Genomic DNA, 22,526 nt, shown 5'->3' with positions numbered 1-22,526 from the left:
CGAACTCCTGCGCCGCCCGAGGGAGCGCGCCATGACGATCCGTATCGCCACCTTCAACACGGAGAACCTCTTCCGCCGCCCCAAGGTCTTCCGCATCCCGGGCGACAAGCAGCGCCGCGAGATCCTCGACGACTACGCCGAGCTGATCTCCCTCCTGGAGAAGCCCACCTACGACGACGACACCAAGAGCCGCGTCGCCGCGCTCCTGAAGAAGCACCGGGCGCACGACTCACGCAAGGACAGGCCGTTCTTCGTCAACGAGACCCGCGGCCAGGGCACGCTGTTCAAGACGCGGGGCAGCGGCGAGAACGTCGTGTTCGACATCGTCGCCAAGGGCCGCTCGGGCTGGACCGGCTGGGTGGAGCTGGTCCGTGACGACCTCGACTGGGAGTCCGTGCACAACACGGGCCGGGTGATCGCCGAGGTCGACGCCGACATCCTGCTCACGGTGGAGGTGGAGGACCGCACGACCCTGCGCCGCTTCAACGAGCAGGTGCTGGGCGGCGACCTGAAGAAGACGCCGTACCCCTACGACATGGTGATCGACGGCAACGACCCGCGCGGCATCGACGTCGGGATCCTCAGCCGCCACCCGATCACGTCCATGAGGTCCCACGTCTTCGACCCCGACCCGGACCGCCCGGGCGCGTATCTGTTCAGCCGGGACTGCCCCGAGTACGAGATCCAGCTCGGCGCCACGCCGCTGTGGGTGCTCGGCAACCATCTCAAGAGCCAGAGCGGCGACGACCCGGAACTGCGCACGGCCCAGGCCCGGCGTGTGGCGTCGATCTACCAGGCAGCCCTGGAGCGTTCCGCGTACGTCGTGGTCGCCGGGGACCTCAACGACGAACCGGGCAGCGAGGCGATCCGGGCCCTGCTCGGCACCGGGCTGCGGGACGTGATGAGCCACCCGGACTACCGGGGCGCCCCGGGCACCCACGGGACGGGGACGAGCGAGAGCCAGAAGCTCGACTACCTGATGCTGCCGCCGCCGCTCTGGGAGCAGGTGCAGCACGTGGAGGTCGAACGGCGCGGCATCTGGGCGCCGTCCACCGTCAAGTCCTTCGACACGGTCACCTCGAAGTGGAACCGCGCCTCGGACCACGCGGCCGTCTACGCGGACCTGGACCTGTGAACGCGACGGTGCCGGGCCCCTCCGAAGAGGAACCCGGCACAGGCGTACAGGCGGAAGGCGATCAGCAGCCGATCAGGCGGGACGCCAGGTAGCCCTCGATCTGGTCGAGGGACACCCGCTCCTGCTTCATCGAGTCACGCTCGCGGACGGTGACCGCGTTGTCCTCGAGCGTGTCGAAGTCGACGGTCACACAGAACGGCGTACCGATCTCGTCCTGGCGACGGTAGCGGCGGCCGATGGCGCCGGCGTCGTCGAAGTCGATGTTCCAGTTCTGGCGCAGCGCCTGGGCGAGGCCCTTGGCCTTCGGGGACAGCTCCGGGTTCCGGGACAGCGGGAGCACCGCGACCTTGACCGGCGCGAGACGGTGGTCGAGGCGCAGCACCGTGCGCTTCTCCATCTTGCCCTTGGCGTTGGGCGCCTCGTCCTCGACGTAGGCGTCCAGGAGGAACGCCAGCATCGCGCGGCCGACACCGGCCGCGGGCTCGATGACGTACGGCGTCCAGCGCTCGCCGGCTTCCTGGTCGAAGTAGGTGAGGTCCTGGCCGGAGGCCTTGGAGTGGGCGCCGAGGTCGTAGTCGGTGCGGTTGGCGACGCCCTCGAGCTCGCCCCACTCACTGCCGCCGAACTGGAAGCGGTACTCGATGTCGGCGGTGCGCTTGGAGTAGTGGGAGAGCTTCTCCTTCGGGTGCTCGTACCACCGCATGTTCTCCTCGCTCATGCCGAGGCCGGTGTACCAGTTCCAGCGCTGCTCCATCCAGTACTCCTGCCACTTCTCGTCCTCGCCCGGCTTGACGAAGAACTCCATCTCCATCTGCTCGAACTCGCGGGTGCGGAAGATGAAGTTGCCGGGCGTGATCTCGTTGCGGAAGGACTTGCCCATCTGGGCGATGCCGAACGGCGGCTTGCGACGCGAAGTGGTCTGCACCTGGGAGAAGTTGGTGAAGATGCCCTGCGCGGTCTCGGGCCGCAGGTAGGCGACGGAGCCGGAGTCCTGCGTCGGGCCGAGGTGGGTCGACAGCAGGCCGGAGAACTGCTTGGGCTCGGTGAAGGTGCCCTTGTTGCCGCAGTTGGGGCAGTTGAGGTCGGCGAGCCCGTTCTCCGGGGCGCGGCCCTTCTTCTCCTCGTAGGCCTCCTCCAGGTGGTCCGCGCGGAACCGCTTGTGGCAGGAGGTGCACTCGGTGAGGGGGTCCGTGAACGTGGCGACGTGACCGGAGGCGACCCAGACCTCGGGGGCCAGGATGACGGACGAGTCGATACCGACCACGTCCTCGCGCGACGTCACCATGTAGCGCCACCACTGGCGCTTGAGGTTCTCCTTGAGCTCGACACCCAGCGGGCCGTAGTCCCAGGCGGCGCGCTGACCGCCGTAGATCTCACTACAGGGGAATACGAAGCCACGGCGCTTGCTCAGGCTGACGATGGTGTCGATCTTGTCGGCGGCCACGGTGCTCTCTTCATTACGACGACGGGCGACGAAGCGAGTTGCTTCCAGCGAATGATTCAGGTTACCGGCGGGGGCGCCCCCTCAATCAAATCGCTCCCCCCTCAGCGACCGCCAGAGGGCTGCGAACCCTGTTTCAGCCCCTGTTCAGGACGTTTGTTGACAACGGTTTCCATATTTGTTGAAAATGACTGTCATGAACGTACGACGACGCCTCATACCCGCCGCCGCGGCCGCCTCTCTCGGCCTCGGCGCCCTGACCGCCTGCTCCAGCGACAGCGCGGCGAAGGGCAACACGGAGAAGTTCGACGTCGTCGCGTCGTTCTACCCGATGGCGTTCCTCGCCGAGCAGATAGGCGGCGACCACGCCAACGTCACCAGTCTGACCGAGCCGGGCCAGGAGCCGCACGACCTGGAGATCAGCACCCAGCAGCGCGCCCAGCTCGAAGAGGCCGACGCGGCGCTCTTCCTCAAGGGGCTCCAGCCCGCCGTCGACGAGGCCGTGACGCAGACCGGCATCGAGACGAAGATCGACGCGGCCTCCCTGACCCACCTCGAGGACCACGGCGGCGCCGGGCACAGCCACGAGGGCGAGGAAGCTCACTCCGGGGAATCCGAGGAGGAGGAGCACGGCCGCGACCCGCACGTCTGGCTCGATCCCGTGAAGTACGCCGAGATCGCCCAGGGCGTCGGCAAGGCCTTCGAGAAGGCCGACCCGGACCACGCGGCCGACTACAAGAAGAACACCGAGGCCCTGGTCAAGAAGCTGAACGGCCTGAACAGCGACTTCGAGAACGGCCTGAAGGACAGCAAGTCCAAGGTCTTCTTCACCAACCACGCCGCCTTCGGCTACCTCGCCGAGCGCTACGGCCTCACCCAGGAGGCCATCTCCGGCGTCGACCCCGAGAGCGAGCCCAGCGCCGCCCGGGTCAAGGAGCTCCAGCAGGAGGCCAAGGCCGACGGCGTCACCACCGTCTTCTACGAGACGCTGGTCTCCGACCGCACCGCGAAGACCCTTGCCCGCGACGCCGACCTCAAGACGGACGTCCTCGACCCCCTCGAGGGCATCACCGACAAGTCCCGCGGCGACGACTACTTCCAGGTCATGGAAGCCAACCTCAAGGCCCTGCAGACGGCTCTGGGAGCCAAGTGACTCACTCATCGGAGGACGGCATGACCGAGCCCGTCGTATCCCTGCGCGGCGTCCGCGCGGACCTGGGCTCGCGCCCCGTCCTGCGCGGCATCGACCTCACCGTGCGCCGCGGTGAGGTCGTCGCGCTGCTCGGCGCCAACGGCTCCGGCAAGTCCACGGCGGTGCGCAGCGTCATCGGCCAGGTGCAGACCGGCGCCGGCGAGATAGAGCTGTTCGGCACGCCTCGCGCGCGGTTCCGCGACTGGCACCGCGTGGGCTACGTCCCGCAGCGCACCACGGCCGCGGGCGGCGTGCCCGCCACCGTGACCGAGGTCGTCTCCTCCGGCCGCCTGTCCCGGGCCCGCTTCGGCGTGCTGCGCAAGGCCGACCGCGAGGCCGTACGCCGCGCCCTGGACCTCGTCGGCATGGCCGACCGGGCCAAGGACTCCGTCGACGCCCTCTCGGGCGGCCAGCACCAGCGCGTCCTGATCGCCCGCGCGCTCGCCTCCGAGCCCGAGCTGCTGATCATGGACGAGCCGATGGCGGGCGTCGACCTGGCCAGCCAGGAGGTGCTCGCGCACACCCTCACCGAGCAGGTCTCCCAGGGCACCACCGTGCTGCTCGTACTGCACGAACTGGGCCCCCTGGAGCCTCTCATCGACCGGGCGGTCGTCCTGCGCGACGGCTGCGTCGTGCACGACGGGCCGCCCCCGAAGGCCGTCGGGCAGCACGCCCTCCCCGGCCACGACCACGTACACCCGCACGCGCCGGAGGGCGCCGAACCGATCCGTACGGGACTGCTGAGCTGATGGACTTCCTCGACTACGCCTTCATGCAGCGGGCCCTGCTCGCCGCCGTCCTGGTCGGCATCACCGCCCCGGCCGTCGGCATCTACCTGGTCCAGCGCCGCCAGGCCCTGATGGGCGACGGCATCGGCCACGTGGCGATGACCGGCGTCGGCCTCGGCTTCCTGCTGACCTGGTCCCCGGTGTGGATGGCGACCCTCGTCTCCGTCCTCGGCGCGGTCCTCATGGAGCTGATCCGCTGGTACGGCAAGACCCGCGGCGACATCGCCCTCGCGATGCTCTTCTACGGCGGCATGGCCGGCGGTGTGATGTTCATCAACCTCGCGCCGACGGGCTCCAACGCCAACCTCACGTCGTACCTCTTCGGCTCGCTGTCGACGGTCTCCGAGTCGGACGTCACGGCGATCTGCGTCCTGGCCGCCTTCGTCGTCCTGGTCACGCTGGGCCTGCGCCGGCAGCTCTTCGCGGTCAGCCAGGACGAGGAGTTCGCCCGGGTGACGGGCCTGCCGGTGCGCGTGCTCAACCTGCTGACGGCGGTCACCGCGGCCGTCACGGTGACGGTGGCGATGCGCGTGGTCGGCCTGCTGCTGGTCAGCGCGCTCATGGTGGTGCCCGTCGCGGCGGCCCAGCAGATCAGCCGCAGCTTCGCGGCCACGTTCGTGATCGCCGTCGCCATCGGGGTGAGCGTGACGATCGGCGGCACGGTCACCTCGTACTACCAGGACGTCCCGCCCGGTGCGACGATCGTATTGCTGACCATCGGCGCGTTCATCGTGCTGACGGCACTCGCGGCTCCGCTGGCCCGCCGCCGCGCCCGCGCCCGGACTTCCGCGCAATCCGCCCACGACCCCGGCGAGTGCACGATTCCGGGTACCCGGGAGGCGGCCGACGAAGTCGGCGTCTGACCGCCCCCATCCCGGGCTGGCACAATGGCCCGGGCAAGGCAGACGTGAGGAGGCAACGGTGACGACCGCTGGACCGTCCGTGAAGGGCCGCGCCACCCGGCAGCGGGCCGCCGTGTCGGCGGCCCTGGAAGAGGTCGACGAGTTCCGCAGTGCGCAGGACCTGCACGACATGCTCAAGCACAAGGGCGACTCGGTCGGGCTCACCACGGTCTACCGCACGCTGCAGTCCCTTGCCGATGCCGGTGAGGTCGATGTCCTGCGTACGGCGGACGGCGAGTCCGTTTACCGGCGTTGTTCCACGGATGACCATCACCATCACCTTGTGTGCCGGGGGTGTGGCAAGGCGGTCGAGGTGGAGGGGCCTGCCGTGGAGAAGTGGGCGGAGGCCGTCGCCGCGGAGCATGGCTACGTGAACGTGGCTCATACGGTGGAGATTTTTGGGACCTGTGCGGAGTGTGCGGCTGCTGACCGGTGAGTTGTCGGCTGCGGGTGCGTTGTGGTTGTTCGCGCAGTTCCCCGCGCCCCTGAGAGGGTCAGTGCCCGTCAGCTTCGGTTGAAGCAGCGCTCCAGTTCCTTGAGGTCGTAGAACTTGCTGCCCTTGGCAACTGGTCGGCAACCTGCCTTGAAAGCCGTCTCCTTCTCGTTGTAGAGCATGCGGACCAGGTACGTGTTGCCCTTGTGGAAGACGTCCCACTGGATGTTGGAGGCCATGGGGGCTACCGAGGCGCCGCGCCAGGGGTTGTCGGGGTAGGTGTAGGGCTTCTGGGCCGTCACCCCGGCCGTGCTGCCCGGGAGCTTCATCAGGGCGGCCAAGGGGATGATCTCCTCGGCGTGGGTGAAGCGGAGTTCCGCGCCCAGGTCGCTGGTGCCGGCGCGCTTGGCCTCGACCTGCTTGAAGAAGTCGTCGAGGAGGACGTCGGCCATCTTGTACGTGATGTCGCTGTCGGCGAAGCCGGGGCCCTTCTCGTAGAAGTCCTCGACGTCGCTGAGGTATCCGAACCAGGCGGCGTCGCCGCGTGAGAGGTACCGCTCCATGCCCCAGCCCTTGCCGCCGGGGCTCTCCTCGCTCATGGCCGGGGCGATGGCGTAGAGGTTGTAGACGGCCTGTGCCGCCTGGACCTCGTCGGAGACTCCCTGGACGAACGCCGGGGTGAAGAGCCCGCGCAGGACGCTGCGGGCGGCCCGGTGGGTCTTCGGCTGGTCGGTGAGCTTGTCGAGGGTGTCCGCGAGGCGCTGGTCGTTGTCGATGTAGTCACGGTAGGCGGCACCCCCGGCGGCCTTGTGGAAGTACAGCAGGTTCTCGTCGGCGCGGGCCGGGCCGATCAGGGGCTTCAGCGCCGGGTCGGTGGTCCCGAGGGTCGCCGCGAACAGGTTGCCGCTGTCGACGGCCCGGCCCTGCCCGGAGCTGACGACGTCGATCTTCTCGCCGTTCTTGGCGATCTGCCGGAACAGCCCGGGCAGCCGCTGCTCCATGCGTACGGCCGTGCCCGCGATCTCCTGCTTGCCGCGCCCGCTGAGATTGCCGTAGCCGACCTTGGACATGGCGTCGAGCAGCGCCCGCACCTTGGGCCCGAACTCCCGCCCGGCGCGTGTGAGCTGCCCCTCGCTCCGCGCCTTGTCCCACAGGGCGAGGATCAGGTCGCCGTCCTCGCTGTCGGTGGCGGCACGGGAGCCGTGCCGGGAGACGTTCTCGGTGAAGACGGGCGTGAATCCGGTCGGGGGCCGCTGGTAGGTGCGGGCGCTCTGCTGGGGGACGTAAGAGGCCTTGGTGCCGAAGCTGTCGCGGACGGTGGCTCGGGCCGGGCGGTGGTCCGTCGCCTGGGCGGCCGACGGAGCCACCACGAAGGTCGCGAGGCCGAGGGCCAGCGCGGGGGTGAGACGTCTCATAGCGGTGCCGTTTCGTTCAGGACCGCATCAAAGCGACTGATGCGGCAGACCGGGTGATCCGCCGCATCGTCGAGTCGGTACATGAACGTCGCGTGGCTCAGTGGCGGCCGGGACGTGGCCGCCTGTCCTGCCCTTGCCAAAGGTTCCCCGCCGGGTTGCTCAGGCGGACGGGGCCAGGCCGCGGGCGCCGAGCCTGCGCCGGACGAGAAGCGACAGCGCCGCGGCGACGAGGATGACGGCGCCGCCGATGCGCAGGAGAAGGTCGTAGGCGCGCTCCGGGCCGGTCTCCGGGGTGAGGGAGGTGATCGCCGCGGCCACGGCGGCCAGGCCGATGGCGCCCATGGTGACGAGGGCCGTGAGGACGACACCGGAGGCCTCGCCGGCGCGGGCGGGCGAGACGACCTGCTGGGTGGCCACGCTGGCGAAGGTCCAGCCGAGGCCGAGTCCGAGCGCGCACCAGGTGAAGACGGGCAGGTAGAACCACCAGGACCAGACCCAGCTCAGCCCGATCATGCCGGTGCCCGCGATGGTCCCGGCCAGGGCCATGACGCTGGTGGGGCGCATCCGGGTGGAGAGCCAGGCGCCGATGGGCCCGGCGCAGGCGACCATCACGGCCGGGGCGAGGAACACCGTGCCGGACAGGATCGCGGACAGGCCTCGCACCTGCTGCAACTGGAGGGTGGCGAGGAACACGGTGACGGCGTAGCCCATGTTGGCCACCGACCCCATCACGGTGACGAGGTCGAAGGAGATGTTGCGGAAGAGCCGGAAGTCGACCAGCGGATGCCGGCAGGCCCGCTCCCGCAGGACGAAGAGCGCCCCGGCCACCACCGCGAGGCCGAGCAGGGCGAGGGTGCGCGCGTGGTCCCAGCCCCAGGCACTGCCCCGCTCCACGGCGAGGGTCAGGGCGGCCAGGCTGATCACCACGGCCGCACAGCCGGGCAGGTCGATCTGGCGCGGGGCGCTCTCGTCCCGGGAGTCGGGGACGCACCACAGGGCGATCAGCAGGGAGAGGGCGCTGAGCGGAGCCAGCAGCCAGAAGATCCAGCGCCAGCCGGGACCGTCGGTGAAGCCACCGCCCACGAACGGCCCGAGGGCGGTGCCGACGTTGGCGATGCCGAACACCGCGCCGAGCGCCCGGGCCCGGGTCTCCTCGGGAAAGGCGTTGCTGATCACGGAGACCGACACGGGGAAGATCAGCGCCGCGCCCGCGCCCTGCACCACCCGGCACACGACGAGGACGCTCAGGGTGGGCGCGAGAGCACAGCCCACGGAGGCGGCGGCGAACAGGCCGATCCCGATCAGCAGGATCGGACGGCGCCCGAGCAGATCGCCGAGCCGCCCGCCGACGATGAAGAGACAGCCGACGGCGAGCATGTAGGCGGACAGCGTCCACTGGGCCGCGGAGACCGTCGTGTCCAGCTCGGCGGAGATGCCGGGGATGGCCAGATTGAGCGCGAAGAAGTCCAGCTGGATGCAGAACAGGGCTAGCGAGGCCGCGACGAAGGCCCCGGCCCGCTTCGAGGTCTGCGGGGGTGCGCTGACGGCCGTCGAACCCATGCCACCAGCACACCGCCGCTGGGGCCCGGCTGCCACCGGAGAGACGGCCGGGCCGATCGGCCCTACTCCTGCTTGCCCTCCATGGCCAGCAGCTCCTCGTTCGGGATGGCCCCGCCGAAGCGCCGGTCGCGGGAGGCGAACTCCAGGCACGCCCGCCACAGGTCGCGCCGGTCGAAGTCCGGCCACAGCACGTCCTGGAAGACCATCTCGGCGTAGGCGCTCTGCCAGATCAGATAGTTGGAGGTGCGCTGCTCACCGCTGGGGCGCAGGAACAGGTCCACGTCCGGCATGTCCGGGTAGTACATGTACTTCGAGAAGGTCTTCTCGTTGACCTTGGACGGGTCGAGCTTCCCGCTCTTCACGTCCTCGGCGAGCGCCTGCGCGGCGTCGGCGATCTCGGCCCGGCCGCCGTAGTTCATGCAGAAGTACAGCGTCAGCTTGTCGTTGTTCTTGGTCTGCTCCTGGGCGATCTGCAGCTCCTTGGCCACGGAACGCCACAGCTTCGGCATCCGGCCCACCCAGCGCACCCGGATGCCCAGCTCGTCGAGCTGGTCGCGGGTCTTGCGGATGAAGTCGCGGTTGAAGTTCATCAGGAAGCGCACCTCGTCCGGGGACCGCTTCCAGTTCTCGGTGGAGAAGGCGTACAGGGAGATCGCGCCGACGCCCATCTCGATGGCGCCCTGGAGCACGTCGAGCACCCGCTCCGCGCCGACCTTGTGACCCTCGGTACGCGGCAGGCCCCGGTCCTTGGCCCAGCGGCCGTTGCCGTCCATGACGATCGCCACATGCTTCGGTACGAGCTCTCCGAGCTTCGGCGGCCGTGCGCCGGAGGGGTGCTGCTCCGGCGTCCTGTACTCCCGGCGCTGCCGCCCCAGGATCCCGCGTACGGCCATGTGTCTCTCGCTCCTCGTGCTCGCTTGCTTCTGTGCTGCCGTGTTTCTCGGCTGCGCTACTTCTCCACGTACCGCAGGGAACGCAGCCCGCGTTCCATGTGCCAGTGCAGATACGCGGACACCAGCCCGCTGCCCTCGCGGACGTACCGCGCCTCGCACGCGTCCGCGGTCTCCCAGTCTCCCGTAAGCAGCGCGGCGAGGAGTTCGAGGGCCTGAGGCGAGGGTACGACGCTGCCGGGCACCCGGCAGTCCACGCAGACGGAACCGCCCGAGGCGACCGAGAAGAACCGGTTGGGCCCGGGCATTCCGCACTTCGCGCAGTCCGTGAAGCTCGGGGCGTAGCCGTTGACGGCGAGGGAGCGCAGCAGGAAGGCGTCGAGCACGAGGTGCGGGGCGTGCTCTCCCCGGGCGAGGGTCCGCAGCCCGCCGACGAGCAGCAGATACTGCTGCACGGCCGGCTCGCCCTCATGATCGGTGAACCGCTCCGCCGTCTCCAGCATGACCGTCCCGGCCGTGTACCGCGCGTAGTCGGTGACGATCCCGCCGCCGTACGGCGCGATGGTCTCACTCTGCGTACACAACGGGAGCCCGCGCCCGATCAGCTCGCTCCCCTTCGCGAAGAACTGCACGTCGACGTGCGAGAAGGGTTCGAGGCGCGCACCGAACTTCGACTTCGTCCGGCGCACGCCCCGCGCCACGGCCCGTACCCGTCCGTGACCGCGTGTGAGCAGCGTGATGATCCGGTCCGCCTCACCCAGCTTCTGGGTGCGCAGCACGATGCCGTCGTCGCGGAACAGGCTCATGCCGTCATTCTCGCAGGGTCACCCGGTCGCCCGGGTCAAGGGACCTCGCCCCTGCTGCGGGCGTTGGCATACGCCGTCGCCGCGCTCAGCCGCTCGGCCGGGGTGGCGTGCCGGACGGCGCCGGGGTCCACGTCCCATTCCCTCCCGCCCCCGTACGGCCGCAGCTGCACGTAGGGCCCCTCATGCCCCATGACGATGCCGATGCGTCCGCTGCGGGTGTCCACGACGTACGCGCCGACCGGGGGGTTCATCGCAGCACCGCCGCGAGCCGCCGGGCGGTCTCCACGGAACATCGGCCCAATTCCACGAGCGGACAGGGTGCTTCCCGCGCAAGACTCACCGGGTCCAGGCCCAGTGACGGCAGGGTAATTCCCGCCTTCGCGAGTTCTGCCCGCAATTCTTTCACCGCGTCCTCCGCTTCTCCGACGCAGTGCGCCGAGTGTCGTGCCTCCACCGTGCTCCCCTTCCTTTTGCGGTTTCACTCTTCGCATCCCCACGATGACGCTCCGCACCTACACTCGGGAGGGGTCTGTGCCCTACAACTGCGGGGCAGCACAAAGGGGTTCGGTAATGGCCAACGGTTCTCGGCAGGCGGCGTGGGAGTTCTTCGGCACGGAGCTCAAGCGACGGAGGGAGGACGCGGGCATCACCCAGGCGGAGCTGGGGCTACGGGTTTTCGTCTCCGGCGGATACATCGGCCAGTTCGAACAGGCCATTCGCAAGCCACAGTTGGATGTGGCCCAGCGGATCGACGGGGTGCTGCAAACCGACGGTATTTTCGAGCGGTTGTGCAGGAAGCTGATTGACGATAAGCGGTATGCGGAATATTTCGCGAGGGTGGCGGAGCTGGAGGCGCAAGCTACGAAGATCTGCGAGTTCGCGCCCGCGCTGGTGCCGGGACTGCTGCAAACACCGGCCTACGCAAGGGCGGTCACGCTGGCGATGAACCCCTTCGCGCCGGACGAGTCCATCGACGAGAAGGTGTCGGGCCGAATGGAACGCGCGCAGATCCTCAAGGACGCTACACGCCCCGTGTATTGGGCAATCCTCCATGAGAACGTGCTGCGCATCCCGGTCGGCGGACCGGCCGTCATGGCGGAACAGCTGGAGCACGTGGTGGCACTGGCGCGAGAGCGGACGGTGATGGTGCAGGTGCTGCCGTACACGGCTGGGGCGTACTCCGTGATGACCGGGTCGCTGAAGCTCATGGAGTTCGAGGACGCACCGCCGACGGCCTATACAGAAGCCGTGTATTCGGGGAACCTGCTGGACGATCCGGCCGTGGTGAAGCGCGCACAGTCGGCATACGATCTGCTCAGGGCCGCTGCGCTGTCGCCTGAGGCGTCCCTGGACCTGGTCGAATCGGCGGCGGAGGACTTCAGACGATGCGCGAGTACGACCTGACCACCGCACACTGGCGCAGGAGCAGCTACAGCGACGGCAACGGCGGCGACTGCGTCGAGGTCGCCGACGGGATCCCCGGCACCGTCCCTGTCCGCGACAGCAAACTGGCCGACGGCCCTGTGGTCCTGGTCGGGGCCGACGCCTGGGTGGAGTTCGCCCACTGGCGCAAGAGCAGCTACAGCGACGGCAATGGCGGCAACTGCGTCGAGGTCGCCGACGGAATCCCCGGCACGGTCCCCGTCCGAGACAGCAAACTGGCCGACAGCCCTGTAGTCCTGGTCGGGGCCGATGCCTGGGGCGCGTTCATAGGTCACCACCGCCGCCGCCACTGAAACAATCCGGCCGTGCACTGGACCCTGCGCCCCGCCGCACCAACGGACGTCGAACCGATCGCGGAACTGCGGGCGATCGTGATGCGCCCGGACCTGGAACGGCTGGGCCGCTACGACGAACACCGGGTCAGGCAGCGGCTGCGCGACGGCTTCGCCCCGCAGCACACCTCGGTCATAGAGGCCGACGGCACGTTCGCGGGCAGCGTCACACTGCGCCCGGCCGAGGACGGCACCTGGCTGGAGCACTTCTACCTCGATCCCGGCCTCCAGGGCCGGGGCCTGGGTACGGCAGTCCTCCGAACCCTGCTGGCCCGAACCGACACCGCCGCCGAACCCGTACGCCTGAACGTCCTCCAGGGCAGCCCGGCCCGCCGCCTCTACGAACGCCACGGCTTCACGGTCGAGACCCAGGACCCGATCGACGTCTTCATGCTCCGCCTCCCCACGTGACCGCCACTGGAGCAACCAGGCCACCCCCGACCCCATCCACTAGGCCACCCCCGGCCCAAACGCTCCACTCGAACACACCGTCAGCCGCCGCGACCACCCGGCGTGCCTGCGAGGCGCGGCCGCGTCCGTCCACGCCGACCGGCAACGCAACGGGCCGAAGACCGCCGTCAGACCTCTGCCACCCCGCGTTTCCGGGCCGCTCGCTCGCTTCTCTCCCGTGATTCCGTGAGCCGTGTCAAGGGTCGGCCGGAGGCCGATCGGCGAAGCCGACGCGCAGCGCCCTTTACTCGGCTCACGGAATCACGACACTGGCCAGGAAGCGGGCGGCCCCGACAGCGGAGGAACGAACCCGGGGGTAAACCTCAGGAGCCATCCGGCAGTTAGCCGGATAGGGGGCAGGTCGAAGAACCGCCAGGCTCGTCCCATGAAGCAGCTCAAGCGCAACGCCTCACTGCTCGCGGCCTCTGCCGTCCTGCTCGGACTCACCGTCTCACTGCCCGCGTCCGCCGCCACCAGCGCCGGCGGCCGCGAGCCCCTCAAGTGGACCAAGTGCGACGGCCCCGACCTCGACCCCCGTCAGCAGTGCGCCACCGTCGCCGTACCCATGGACTACGCCGACCCCGACGGACCGAGAATCCAGATCGCCGTCTCCCGTATCCCCAGTGAGAAACCCTCCGCTCGCCGTGGCGCACTGTTACTCATCCCCGGCGGGCCCGGTGGAGTCAGTCTCGATGATCCGTCGGGCAAGGGGCAGAAGCTGCCGCAAAGCGTGCGGGACGTCTACGACCTGATCGGGTTCGCGCCTCGCGGGATGGCGCCGTCCAGTAGCACCGCGTGTGGGCTCGAGAGCAAGGACCTGGCCCTCGCCAAGCTGCCCTGGCCCGCCCCGGACGGCTCTGTCACCGAGGCCATGACCACCGCCCGGCGTATCGCCGACGCGTGTGCCCGTAACGGCGGTGAGCTGATACGGCACCTCAGCACCGCCAACGATGCCCGCGACCTCGACCGGGTCCGGGCCGCGCTGGGCGAGAGCCGGATCTCCGCGTGGGGCGACTCGTACGGCACGTACGTCGGCTCCGTCTACAGCCAGCTGTTCCCGCACCGCACCGACCGCATCGTGCTGGACAGCAACAACAACCCCGACCCCACCCGGGTCGGACGCGCCTGGCTCGCCGCGTTCGAGACCGGTGTGGAGGACAACTTCCCGGAGTTCGCCAAGTGGGCGTCCCGGCCCGGGAATCCGTACCGGTTGGCCCGCACGACCGCCGACGTACGGCCCCTCTTCCTGCGCCTCGCCGAACGGCTCGACCGCGCGCCCCTCCCCTGGCCCGGCGCCGACCCGGCGGAGCTGAACGGCAACGTCCTGCGCCAGACCATGCTGAGCAGCCTGTACGACCCCGACGACTACCCCGCGCTGGCGAAGATGATCCTCGCCGCCCGCAAGGGCACCGTGCCGCCCGTGCCCGAGGCCCCGGACGAGGCGATGATGCAGAACGCGGCCGCGGTCGGCGCCGGGATCCTCTGCAACAACGTCGCGTGGCCCAAGACCGCCGCCCAGTACCAGAAGGGCGTCGACGAAAGCCGTGCCGCGTTCCCGCTGACGGCGGGCATGCCGCGCGGCCCGATGCTGTGTGCCGGCTGGCCGTACGCGCCGCGGGAGCCCGCGGTCCGGATCACCGACCGCGGGCCGTCCAACATCCTGCTGGTCCAGAACGAGCGGGACGTCGCCAGTCCGCTGAGCGGGGCCCGTGAGCTGCGGCGTGCCTTCGGCGACCGGGCCGTCATGGTGACGGTGAACTCCACGGGCCACGGCGCCTACCTCGCCAACGGCAACGCCTGCGGCGACCGGACCGTCTCCCGGTTCCTGGCTACGGGCGAGCGCCCGGACCGGGACATCTACTGCGCCTAGGTCAGCGCTGGGCGAGGGGTGCCGGGGCCTCCTGGACGGCCCAGCCGTTGCCGTCGGGGTCCTGGAAGAAGAGGAAGGAGTTCCAGCCCTCCTCGCCCCGGCCCTCCGCCCAGCCGGACGCGCTCACGTGCAGGACCGGTGATACGTCCACCCCGCGTCCCACCAGCTCCGCCCTGGCCTTCTCGATGTCCGTGACGCAGAGCTGGAGGCCCCGCAGCGACCCCGGGGCCATGGGCGGCTGCCCCGGTGCGTCCGGCATGCCGGACTCCAGCACGACGGAGCAGCGGGAGCCGGGGGGCGTGAGCTGGACGAAGCGGCCCACGCCCTCGAAGAACGACGCGTCGATCTCGGCGCGGAAACCGCATCGGTCCACGTAGAAGGCCTTGGCCCGGTCCACGTCGGCGACCGGAACGGTGATCACCTCAAGGGTCCATTCCATGGACGCACCTCCTCAGCCATGGTGCCCCGGCGACGAGGACCGCGCCCGTCGGGCGTAGCGGCGGGCCACCGCGTGGAACGCCTCCTTGGGCTCCCAGTGCCAGCCGGAGGCGGGGTCGCCGGGACGGTCCTGGATCACCTTGGTGATGGCGTACGTCGCGATGTCGAGGTCGAGCCGGGGCTCGTCCGGGCGGTGCGGGGCGTCGGGGCTGAGGAACTCGAAGGTCATCGCCGCGTACAGGCCCATCGAGTCGAAGACGTCCAGCAGCTCGCCCACGTAGTCCGCCTGGACGCGCTCGCTGCGTACCGGGTCCCCCTTGATCTCCGGCGGCTCCTTGTCGTAGTCGACGATGTCCCAGCCCATGCCGCCCGTCTCGGGGGCGCCGGCGTACGCGCATGTGCCGAACTCGGTGATGGCGAGCGGCTTGCCCCAGCGCAGGTAGCGCTTCAGCTCCCGGACGTGGTCGGACCGCTTCTCGAAGTACGAGTAGTAGTCGATGCCGACGATGTCGAAGAGGCCCCAGTCCGGGTCGTCGATGCTCTGGGCGGCGGCGTAGCTGAGGTTGCCGTGGAAGACGGAGCGGCCGACCTTGGCGGCCTTCGCGGTGAACTCGGCGAGGCGGCGCAGCGCCCGCGGCCAGTCGACCGTGCCGTTCTGGAGGTGCCTGATGCGTTCCAGGACCGTCTCGCCCGGCAGGATGCCGGGGACGAACAGCCAGAACTCGCAGCCGACGCTGAGGTCGACGCTCGCGCCCTGCCGTCGCAGCCGCTCCGCGAACCGGCCGGTCTCGGCGAGGTGTTCCAGGATGTCCCGCTGCGGGGCGTCGCCGAGGGTCGGCTGCAGCCAGATGTGCAGCCCTCGTTCGGCGGCCTCGGCGGCGGTGGCGGTGAGCCGTTCGACGCCGTCCCCCGTGACGTCGATGGTGTCGGCGTGCAGGTCGTCCCGGATGGCGCGCACATCCGCCCGCATCCGCCGCGCACTCCACGCGGTGCCCGGGGTCTCCCCCGCCCCGACCGTGTAGACCACGCCGTGCCGGCGCAGCCCCCGGCCTCCATGCCCGGCTTCCGCCGCCAGGCCCTGCCCGGCCGGGCCCACCGCTCCGGCGACCCCCACCGCAGCCGCCCCGGCCAGGAACCGGGCCCGGCTGATCCCCTGTGCCTGCTTGATCCCCTTGGTCTCTTCCATGCCGTTCACTGTGCCGACGCGGGCGCCGGGTCCGCTGTCGGCCGTCGGTCTACGGCGGGGCGACCAAGGTATGAGGTGCCGTGGCCGAAGGAGAGGCTCGGCTGTCAGCCGAGCCCGATGGCGAGTGCGGCTCCTGTGACCTCTTTCGTGAGGTAGTGGGTAGCGTCGTGAGCCTGGGACCCGTTGGCGACGAGGTGGCAGACGATGCGCGGGCCGAAGCACGGCCGGAGATCCTTCACGAGCGCGACGACATCCCGCGCGTCGGCGACGTTCGTCCAGGTCGTCGAGAAGGGCCCTGGCCACGCCCCGATGCCGCTCACGGGCACGGGATCCATGCGGTCGAATATCAGATTGCGTATGCCGAGCGGCGAACCCAGGGTGACAAAGGACCGGACCGAGTGCCCCGCCTGCGCGCACAGCGCCTCGTAGGCCACGACACTGCCGAGGGAATGCGCCACGACGACACTGGTGTCGGGGCCGATGAGCGCTCGTACGCGATCCCGCGCGCGGGTGCGCAGTTCGAGATCGGTGAGGTAGCGGTGAGTCTGCTTCAGGTCGGAGATCAGGGCCTTCTCGGCGAGTCCGGCGAAGAACCTGGACTGAGACAGGGCGAGCAGCGCGGCCTGCACGGTGCGGCTTGTGCCGGACAAGAGGTTCTGGGCGTCCGGAGCGACGATCTGTGGTTCGGCCGCCGCGGCATGGCTCCACCACTGCATCAGGAGCTCCGTCTCCCAGCCCGGGGACACGTCCCACCAGCCCAGGTGGGGCTCGTCCCCGTCCAGCCGTTGCCCGGGCGGCAGGAAAAGGTCTCCGTAGAAGGCCATCGCCACCTCCGTGTCCGCGACGCGGGCCCTCCCACCGGCCCGGGTCAGTCCGTCGCGCAGCGCCGGAACCCACTGGCCCAGCAAGGTCTGTTCGCCGGCCTGCTGTTTCCCCACTCCGTGCACGCAGACGATGCGCGCCATGCCGTCCTCCCCGACAGGAGACTTGCCGACTAGCGGCGAGCGAACAGACTGGTGCCCAACTCGAATGCGAGGACCTCGTGGCCCGTGCCGACGACGAAGTCCCCGTCCTTGGTCAGTGAGACGGCCCGTGCGGGGTAGGGCGTGGCCCAGCACAGCAGTGCCGCTCTCCGGCGCAGGTCCCACGCACGCACCGTGTAGTCGTCGCCCACGGTCACGGCGACCGGGACTCCGTCGACCCGCCGAGCCACCACGGCGTTCACCACGCCGGTGTGTCCGGCGAAGACGGAGACCTCCTCGCTGGTCCGCAGGTCCCACACCCGCATGGCTCCGTCGTCGCCGACGGTGACCGCGAGCTCCCGGTCGTCCACCCGCGTGCAGGCGACTCCGCGAGCCACGCCGGAATGGGCCTGAAGTGAGGAGAGTCGACGTCCGGTGAACAGGTCCCAGGTGCACAGCAGACCGTCGTCACCGACGGTGACGCATACGTGGCGGCCGTCGAGTCGGGTGCAGACGACTGCGTTGACGACTCCGGAGTGGGCGGTGGCGGAGACGAGTTGTTCCCTCGATCTCAGATCCCAGGCGCGGATGACCCCGGAGGCGTCGCCGGTCACGGCGATCGGGCGGCCCTCGGCCGTGGTGGTGTCCAGGCCCCAGATCCAGTCCTCGTGTCCGTGCAGCGCCGTCTCGTGCCGACGGTCCGTGAGGTCCCAGAGGTGCAGCGCGTAGTCTCCCCCGCCTCCCACCACGGCTGCGGGGGCCCCGTCGATCATCGCGCAGGCCACGGCGTTGACCGCCCCGGTGTGCCCGGTCAGCACCGCTTTCTGCGCTCCTGACCGCGCGTCCCACATGCGGACCGCCCCGTCTCCGTCGCCGCCCACGGTGAGCGCGACCGACGAGCCGTCCACCACCGCGTGGGCCACGGACCACAGCCAGCCCGTGTGCCCGCGGAACCCTCCGGAGGACGACGTCGATCCCGGCCCCGGGTCTTCGACGGGTACGGCTTCTTCCGCTTCATCGGCATCCTGTTCCCTCACCCATCGCTGGGTGCCCGCCCGGACGTCCCAGACCTGGACCGAGCCGTCGGCTCCGCCGGTCACCGCCATGGGCACACCGTCGATCACCGCTGCCGCGACCGCGTTGACGGCTCCTGCGTGCCCTTCCAGCACGGCACTCGGTGTGCCCGACGCCAGGTCCCAGACCCGGACGGTGTAGTCGCCGCCGCCGACGACCGCGAGCGGCCGGCCGTCGGCGATCACACAGGCCACTCCGTTGACCCAGCCGGTGTCACCGCTGAGCGTCGACAGCTCCGCACGCCGGTCGAGGTCCCACACGCACAGGTGCCCGTCGCCGCCACCGCCCGACACCGCCACGGGCACGCCGTCGACGCGGGTGGACGACACGGCCCAGACCCAACTGGTGTGGCCGTGGAACACCGAGCGTTCGACGCGGTCCTGCAGATCCCACATGCGCACGGAACCGTCGGCTCCCACACTGACCGCGTGGGGTACGTCGTCCACCGTGGCGCAGGTGACTCCGTTCACGGCTCCCGGATGGCCCACGAGCGAGGCCAGTTGATCCCCCGTGGTGAGATCCCACAGCCGTACCGCCGCGTCGCCGCCGCCGACGACCGCGACCGGTACCCGGTTCACGGTCGTGCACGCCAGTCCGTTGACCGCACCGCCCTGGCCGCTGAGTACCGCGAGGCTCTCCCCCGTCGACAGGTCCCATACCCGCACGGTGTAGTCGTCGCCCCCGGTCAGTGCGACGGAGGTGCCCTCCACGTGGGTGCAGGCGACGGCGTTGATGGCTCCCTGATGGCCGGATAGGACGGAACGCAGCTCACCGGTACGCAGATCCCACACCCGCACCAGGCCGTCGGTGCCGCCGCTGACGGCGACGGGAGCGCCGTCGGCTTCGCCGCAGGCGACCCCGTTGACCGCTCCGGTCCGTTCCTGCGAGTCGCGGGTGATCTGACTGTCGGTGGCCCACACCGGCCGCCAGGCGGTACTCCGGCTGAGCCGGCGGGCGAGGTCCCGGTCCTTGAAGCGCAGCGCGTCGATCGCCAGGAGTTCCCGGCGGATCTGCGGACTGGCGCGACGATGGTCGCCGGCGGAGGTGCGGTAGAGGTCGGCCAGCCGGAGCGCGGATTCCGTCGTCAGCCTCTCCAACGCGGGCAGCAGGGGTGTCGGCTCGGCATGGACGAGGAACTCGGGGTCGGCCATGAGTTCGTCCAGCTCGCCCGAGATGGACGCGTGGGTGGCGAGGTGGCTCAGCGTGTACGGATGCGCACGGGGCCAGTCGAGGGTCCGGTAGGGACTGCGCGGCACCAGACGCGTGAGCACCTCGACATACGCCCGCTGGGCCTCGCGTGCGTCGGCGTCCCGTCGCAGATGCTCGGCCAGGGCCTGGTGGTAGAGGCGGTAGGCCGAGTGCCCGGACTCGGTCGCCTCCACCACGTAGCGGCCCGTGGAGCGCTGCAGCCACAGCAGATCCTCGTCGTTGTAGCTGTGCCCGGACAGGCGTGAGGCCAGCGCTCCCCAGACGTCCTCCCATGGCAGGCCCTGCCCCTCGGCGTAGGCGAGGGGCCGCAGGAGGTCCCGGGCACGCTCCGCCTCCGGGCCGAGGCGCTCGTCCAGGTCCTGTGCCATGGCCGAGTCGGCGGTGCGCGGCAGCGCCCGGGACCACTCCGGGTCCTGGGGGTCGGCGAGGACGTCCTGTACGGCGAGTGTCCCCGAGACGATGCGTGCCACCAGGAAGCTGGGGAACGCCGCGTCGGCCACGGCGCGGGCGACCTGGATCACCAGGGAGGGTGGGGCGGTGGCATAGGGGCTGTCCGGCTGGGACTCGGTGAGTCCGCGCCTGGCGTAGGCGGTGAGCGCCGCGCGGTCGGCGTAGGTGTCGTTGTCGAGATCGACGATCTCGACGTCCGTCTGCAGATGCCGGAGCAGATGGGGGCGCGTGCCGAGGAGCAGCCGCAGGTTTCCGTTGCTGAACCGGATGAGCGGCTGGATCAGTTGTGTGGTCAGCGTGTCCGGCGAGGCCGCTTCGTCGAGGGCGTCGATGATCGCCGTGAAGGGCCGGTCCCGCGCTGCCAGTGCGTCCAGCAGGGTGCCCACGGTGGGGGCCCTGACCCGTGCCGCGGCCGCGAGCCCGTTGAGGATGTCCTCGTCGGTCAGGGCCTGGGCGTAGATGACGACGTCGACGGAGCCGGGGCGGGGCACGGCTCGTTCCGGCAGTTCGAGGAGGTGGACGGGCACACTGTGGTGGCGTTCCGTGTTCGTGAGCGCCGCGATGAGGCCGAGGACCGCTGTCTTGCCGGAGCCGGGCCCACCGGTCACGACCACCGCCGGCCGCAGCACATCGGGGTCCCGCAACCAGTCGGTGAGTTCGGTGAGCGTTCGCCGTCGGCCCGTGAACCACCAGCCTCCCTCGTCTCCGAAGGAGGCCTTGGCACGGACCAGCATGCGCCGCGCCAGCTCCGTTTCCCGGCGCACTGCCTGGGCCTGCCATTCGATCGCCTGCTGCATCGCCAGATCCGCTTCGAACGTGCGGCTGTGCCGCCGGGGATTCGGGAAGAAGGCGGGCACGTCACCGAGCATCTTGGCGGCGTGCCACTCGATGCTCTGGGTGGGTGGCCGTTTGATGTTCGCGTTCATGTGGGCGACGAGCGAGCCCAGACTGAGGTGCTCGGGCTTCTCACCCGCCGTGGCAAGGCTGTCCACTGCCGCGGTGAGCAACTCGGGGAACGCTTCGACCAGCGCGGACTGGGCCGGCTGCGCGGAGGCGACGAAAGCGATCCCCGCGGTGTCGTTGTCCGGGCTGCGGCGCAGGCTCTCCACGGCCGCGGCCACGGCATCGCCCGTGCCCTGCCCCGCGTGACAGGTGTCGAGCAGGAAGAGCAGTTGCTTGATGTCCGTGTCGTCGAGCAGCACCGAGGCGATCTGGGAGGTCGGCAGAGCCTGTTTGGGTCTGGCGAGGTCGCAGTCCGCGGGGAAGAACATGTGCCGGCGTGGCGAGGAGCCGAGGAGTTGGCCGTGCCCTGCGAGATAGACGGCGACGATGTCGTCGGGACGCCGGTCCGGGGCCGTGGCGAACCGCTCCAACTGGTCCAGGAGGGCGTTCCGGTCGGGGTCGAGCCCGAGGTCGCTGACGTGTGTGTAGCCGAGGCGTGTGGTGAAGAGGTCGATGATCTTCTGCCGTGCGCTGACGAGGCCCGGCCGGTCACCGGCGGGTGAGCGGGGCAGGTGGGCCACAGCGGTGGCGATGAGCAGTCTCCGGGGCTTCGGCGTGCCCGGCGGGTCATTCGGGTTCACCGGCGCGCGCTCCTTCCGCCGCCCGGCGTCCGTCCAGGATGTCGCACACCGCCCGGGCCGCTGCCATGCTCGCCGCCTCGTTGGCGTCCGCCGTGTTGTAGGCCATGGTCGGTACGGCCAGGAAGCGATCGGTCCCGAGCGCCGTCAGGGCCTCCCACGCGGGCCCGTCGCCCTGGCCGTCGAAGGCGCAGCGCAGGTCCTTGTCCGCCACGGCGGCCAGGAGGGCCGGCAGGTCGACCAGATCCGGGTGGACCGTGTTCACGAGCAGGGCGCCGGGCCGCATCAGGGCCAACTCGTGTGCCGAGAGTTCGGGACCCTCGCCGGGTGCGGGACCGGGGCGGTGCAGCGACACGATGTCGCTCGACCGCAGCAGCTGCGACTTCGGGCAGTGCCGTATCCCGAGTTCCGCCTCGGTCTCCGTGGCCCGGCGCGGCGCGGTGTAGCTCACCTCCATGCCGAGGCCGAGGCGGGCGATCCGGGCCACCTCCCTCCCGATCCTGCCGAGCCCGATGACACCGAGACGCTTCCCGGCCAGGGTGCGGCCGACCGGGGCCGGGGCGCTGTGGCTCTGTTCCGCCGCGGCGGCCACGGAGGCGAACGAGCGTGACAGCGTCAGCATCAGAAGCAGCGTGAACTCGGCCACGGACTGCGAGTTGGCTCCCGGGGTGCCCACCACCTCCATACCCAGCGCCCGGGCCCGACGCCATCCCGGCACATAGAGCCGGAAGTCGGTACCGACGAAGGCCACCGCCCGCAACCGGGCGGACGACTCGAAGACCTTGTCCGTGGGCGTCTCACAGCCCCCGATCAGATAGCCGGCGGCCCCGTCCAGAGCCGCGATCAGCTCACCCTCGGAGAGGTCGTCCCGCCTGACCCGGCGAGGCGTGTAGGCGCGTGCCCTCACGTACTCCACGGCCGGATCGGGCACGAGGTCGGTGCCCGTGATGAGGATCTCTGGCTCAGGCAT

General features: G+C 70.2%; 21 protein-coding genes. 9 read left to right on the top strand and 12 right to left on the bottom strand.

Annotated elements, in window-relative coordinates:
- Positions 1–31 precede the first annotated feature (31 nt).
- On the top strand, positions 32–1,135 hold the full coding sequence (locus NNW99_RS26040; RefSeq protein WP_215121535.1) for an endonuclease/exonuclease/phosphatase family protein: 1,104 nt from the start codon (positions 32–34) through the stop codon (positions 1,133–1,135).
- A gap of 61 nt (positions 1,136–1,196) precedes the next feature.
- On the opposite strand, the gene NNW99_RS26035 is transcribed toward NNW99_RS26040, so the two are convergent.
- The gene (locus NNW99_RS26035) at positions 1,197–2,579 is read right to left on the bottom strand and encodes a glycine--tRNA ligase (RefSeq protein WP_215121534.1); all 1,383 of its coding nucleotides are present in this window, start codon (positions 2,577–2,579) and stop codon (positions 1,197–1,199) included.
- Positions 2,580–2,772: 193 nt separating this feature from the next.
- Here NNW99_RS26035 and NNW99_RS26030 point away from each other — a divergent pair, with 193 nt between their 5' ends.
- Genes NNW99_RS26030 through NNW99_RS26015 form a run of 4 tightly spaced genes read left to right on the top strand, consistent with a single transcriptional unit; the run spans position 2,773 to position 5,894 of the window.
- On the top strand, positions 2,773–3,729 hold the full coding sequence (locus NNW99_RS26030; protein ID WP_215121533.1) for a metal ABC transporter substrate-binding protein: 957 nt from the start codon (positions 2,773–2,775) through the stop codon (positions 3,727–3,729).
- A gap of 20 nt (positions 3,730–3,749) precedes the next feature.
- Positions 3,750–4,517, top strand: a complete 768-nt coding sequence (locus NNW99_RS26025; RefSeq protein WP_215121532.1) for a metal ABC transporter ATP-binding protein — start codon at positions 3,750–3,752, stop codon at positions 4,515–4,517.
- Positions 4,517–5,419 (top strand): metal ABC transporter permease, encoded by a 903-nt coding sequence (locus tag NNW99_RS26020; RefSeq protein ID WP_215121531.1) that lies wholly within the window; start codon positions 4,517–4,519, stop codon positions 5,417–5,419. Before NNW99_RS26025 ends, NNW99_RS26020 begins: the two co-directional genes overlap by 1 nt.
- Before the next feature lie 58 nt (positions 5,420–5,477).
- Positions 5,478–5,894, top strand: a complete 417-nt coding sequence (locus NNW99_RS26015) for a Fur family transcriptional regulator (protein WP_189723386.1) — start codon at positions 5,478–5,480, stop codon at positions 5,892–5,894.
- A 68-nt stretch (positions 5,895–5,962) separates the two neighbouring features.
- Here NNW99_RS26015 and NNW99_RS26010 read toward each other — a convergent pair whose 3' ends face one another.
- The 6 genes from NNW99_RS26010 to NNW99_RS25985 all read right to left on the bottom strand — a co-directional run bounded on the left by NNW99_RS26010 (position 5,963) and on the right by NNW99_RS25985 (position 11,016).
- Complete coding sequence (locus tag NNW99_RS26010; protein WP_215121530.1) at positions 5,963–7,306, bottom strand: histidine-type phosphatase; 1,344 nt, start codon at positions 7,304–7,306, stop codon at positions 5,963–5,965.
- A 159-nt stretch (positions 7,307–7,465) separates the two neighbouring features.
- Entirely contained in the window at positions 7,466–8,866 is a 1,401-nt protein-coding gene (locus NNW99_RS26005) for an MFS transporter (RefSeq protein WP_215121529.1), read from the bottom strand.
- A 62-nt stretch (positions 8,867–8,928) separates the two neighbouring features.
- Positions 8,929–9,759, bottom strand: a complete 831-nt coding sequence (locus NNW99_RS26000; RefSeq protein WP_215121528.1) for an isoprenyl transferase — start codon at positions 9,757–9,759, stop codon at positions 8,929–8,931.
- A 56-nt stretch (positions 9,760–9,815) separates the two neighbouring features.
- Positions 9,816–10,562 carry a DNA repair protein RecO gene (recO, locus tag NNW99_RS25995; RefSeq protein WP_142164053.1) on the bottom strand — a complete coding sequence of 249 codons (747 nt, stop codon included), beginning with the start codon at positions 10,560–10,562 and terminating at the stop codon, positions 9,816–9,818.
- 35 nt (positions 10,563–10,597) lie between these two features.
- Positions 10,598–10,813, bottom strand: a complete 216-nt coding sequence (locus tag NNW99_RS25990; RefSeq protein WP_215121527.1) for a hypothetical protein — start codon at positions 10,811–10,813, stop codon at positions 10,598–10,600.
- A complete protein-coding gene (locus NNW99_RS25985; protein WP_251057941.1) occupies positions 10,810–11,016 on the bottom strand; it encodes a hypothetical protein in 207 nt (68 codons plus the stop codon). The genes NNW99_RS25990 and NNW99_RS25985 overlap by 4 nt, the downstream gene beginning before the upstream one ends.
- A 116-nt stretch (positions 11,017–11,132) precedes the next feature.
- Here NNW99_RS25985 and NNW99_RS25980 point away from each other — a divergent pair, with 116 nt between their 5' ends.
- The 4 genes from NNW99_RS25980 (at position 11,133) to NNW99_RS25965 (ending at position 14,657) form a co-directional block, all read left to right on the top strand.
- Positions 11,133–11,966: a helix-turn-helix transcriptional regulator gene (locus NNW99_RS25980; protein WP_215121526.1), complete on the top strand. Its 834-nt coding sequence runs from the start codon at positions 11,133–11,135 to the stop codon at positions 11,964–11,966.
- Positions 11,948–12,298: a DUF397 domain-containing protein gene (locus tag NNW99_RS25975; protein WP_215121525.1), complete on the top strand. Its 351-nt coding sequence runs from the start codon at positions 11,948–11,950 to the stop codon at positions 12,296–12,298. The genes NNW99_RS25980 and NNW99_RS25975 overlap by 19 nt, the downstream gene beginning before the upstream one ends.
- A gap of 24 nt (positions 12,299–12,322) precedes the next feature.
- Positions 12,323–12,748: a GNAT family N-acetyltransferase gene (locus NNW99_RS25970; protein WP_215124461.1), complete on the top strand. Its 426-nt coding sequence runs from the start codon at positions 12,323–12,325 to the stop codon at positions 12,746–12,748.
- A 424-nt stretch (positions 12,749–13,172) separates the two neighbouring features.
- Positions 13,173–14,657, top strand: a complete 1,485-nt coding sequence (locus NNW99_RS25965; protein WP_215121524.1) for an alpha/beta hydrolase — start codon at positions 13,173–13,175, stop codon at positions 14,655–14,657.
- A 1-nt stretch (position 14,658) separates the two neighbouring features.
- On the opposite strand, the gene NNW99_RS25960 is transcribed toward NNW99_RS25965, so the two are convergent.
- From NNW99_RS25960 to NNW99_RS25940, 5 genes are all read right to left on the bottom strand, one after another.
- A complete protein-coding gene (locus tag NNW99_RS25960; protein ID WP_215121523.1) occupies positions 14,659–15,096 on the bottom strand; it encodes a VOC family protein in 438 nt (145 codons plus the stop codon).
- Positions 15,097–15,108: 12 nt separating this feature from the next.
- Positions 15,109–16,281 (bottom strand): abortive phage infection protein, encoded by a 1,173-nt coding sequence (locus NNW99_RS25955; protein WP_215121522.1) that lies wholly within the window; start codon positions 16,279–16,281, stop codon positions 15,109–15,111.
- A gap of 104 nt (positions 16,282–16,385) precedes the next feature.
- On the bottom strand, positions 16,386–17,246 hold the full coding sequence (locus tag NNW99_RS25950) for a hypothetical protein (protein WP_215121521.1): 861 nt from the start codon (positions 17,244–17,246) through the stop codon (positions 16,386–16,388).
- Between the two features lie 29 nt (positions 17,247–17,275).
- Positions 17,276–21,559 carry a caspase family protein gene (locus NNW99_RS25945; protein ID WP_215121520.1) on the bottom strand — a complete coding sequence of 1,428 codons (4,284 nt, stop codon included), beginning with the start codon at positions 21,557–21,559 and terminating at the stop codon, positions 17,276–17,278.
- Complete coding sequence (locus NNW99_RS25940; RefSeq protein ID WP_215121519.1) at positions 21,546–22,526, bottom strand: NAD(P)-dependent oxidoreductase; 981 nt, start codon at positions 22,524–22,526, stop codon at positions 21,546–21,548. The genes NNW99_RS25945 and NNW99_RS25940 overlap by 14 nt, the downstream gene beginning before the upstream one ends.

The organism is Streptomyces sp. CRCS-T-1 (genome assembly GCF_024442335.1).
Taxonomy (GTDB): Bacteria; Actinomycetota; Actinomycetes; order Streptomycetales; family Streptomycetaceae; genus Streptomyces; species Streptomyces koelreuteriae.
The sequence above is the reverse complement of the archived record's forward strand: the minus strand, read 5'-3'. Positions and strand labels throughout refer to the sequence as shown.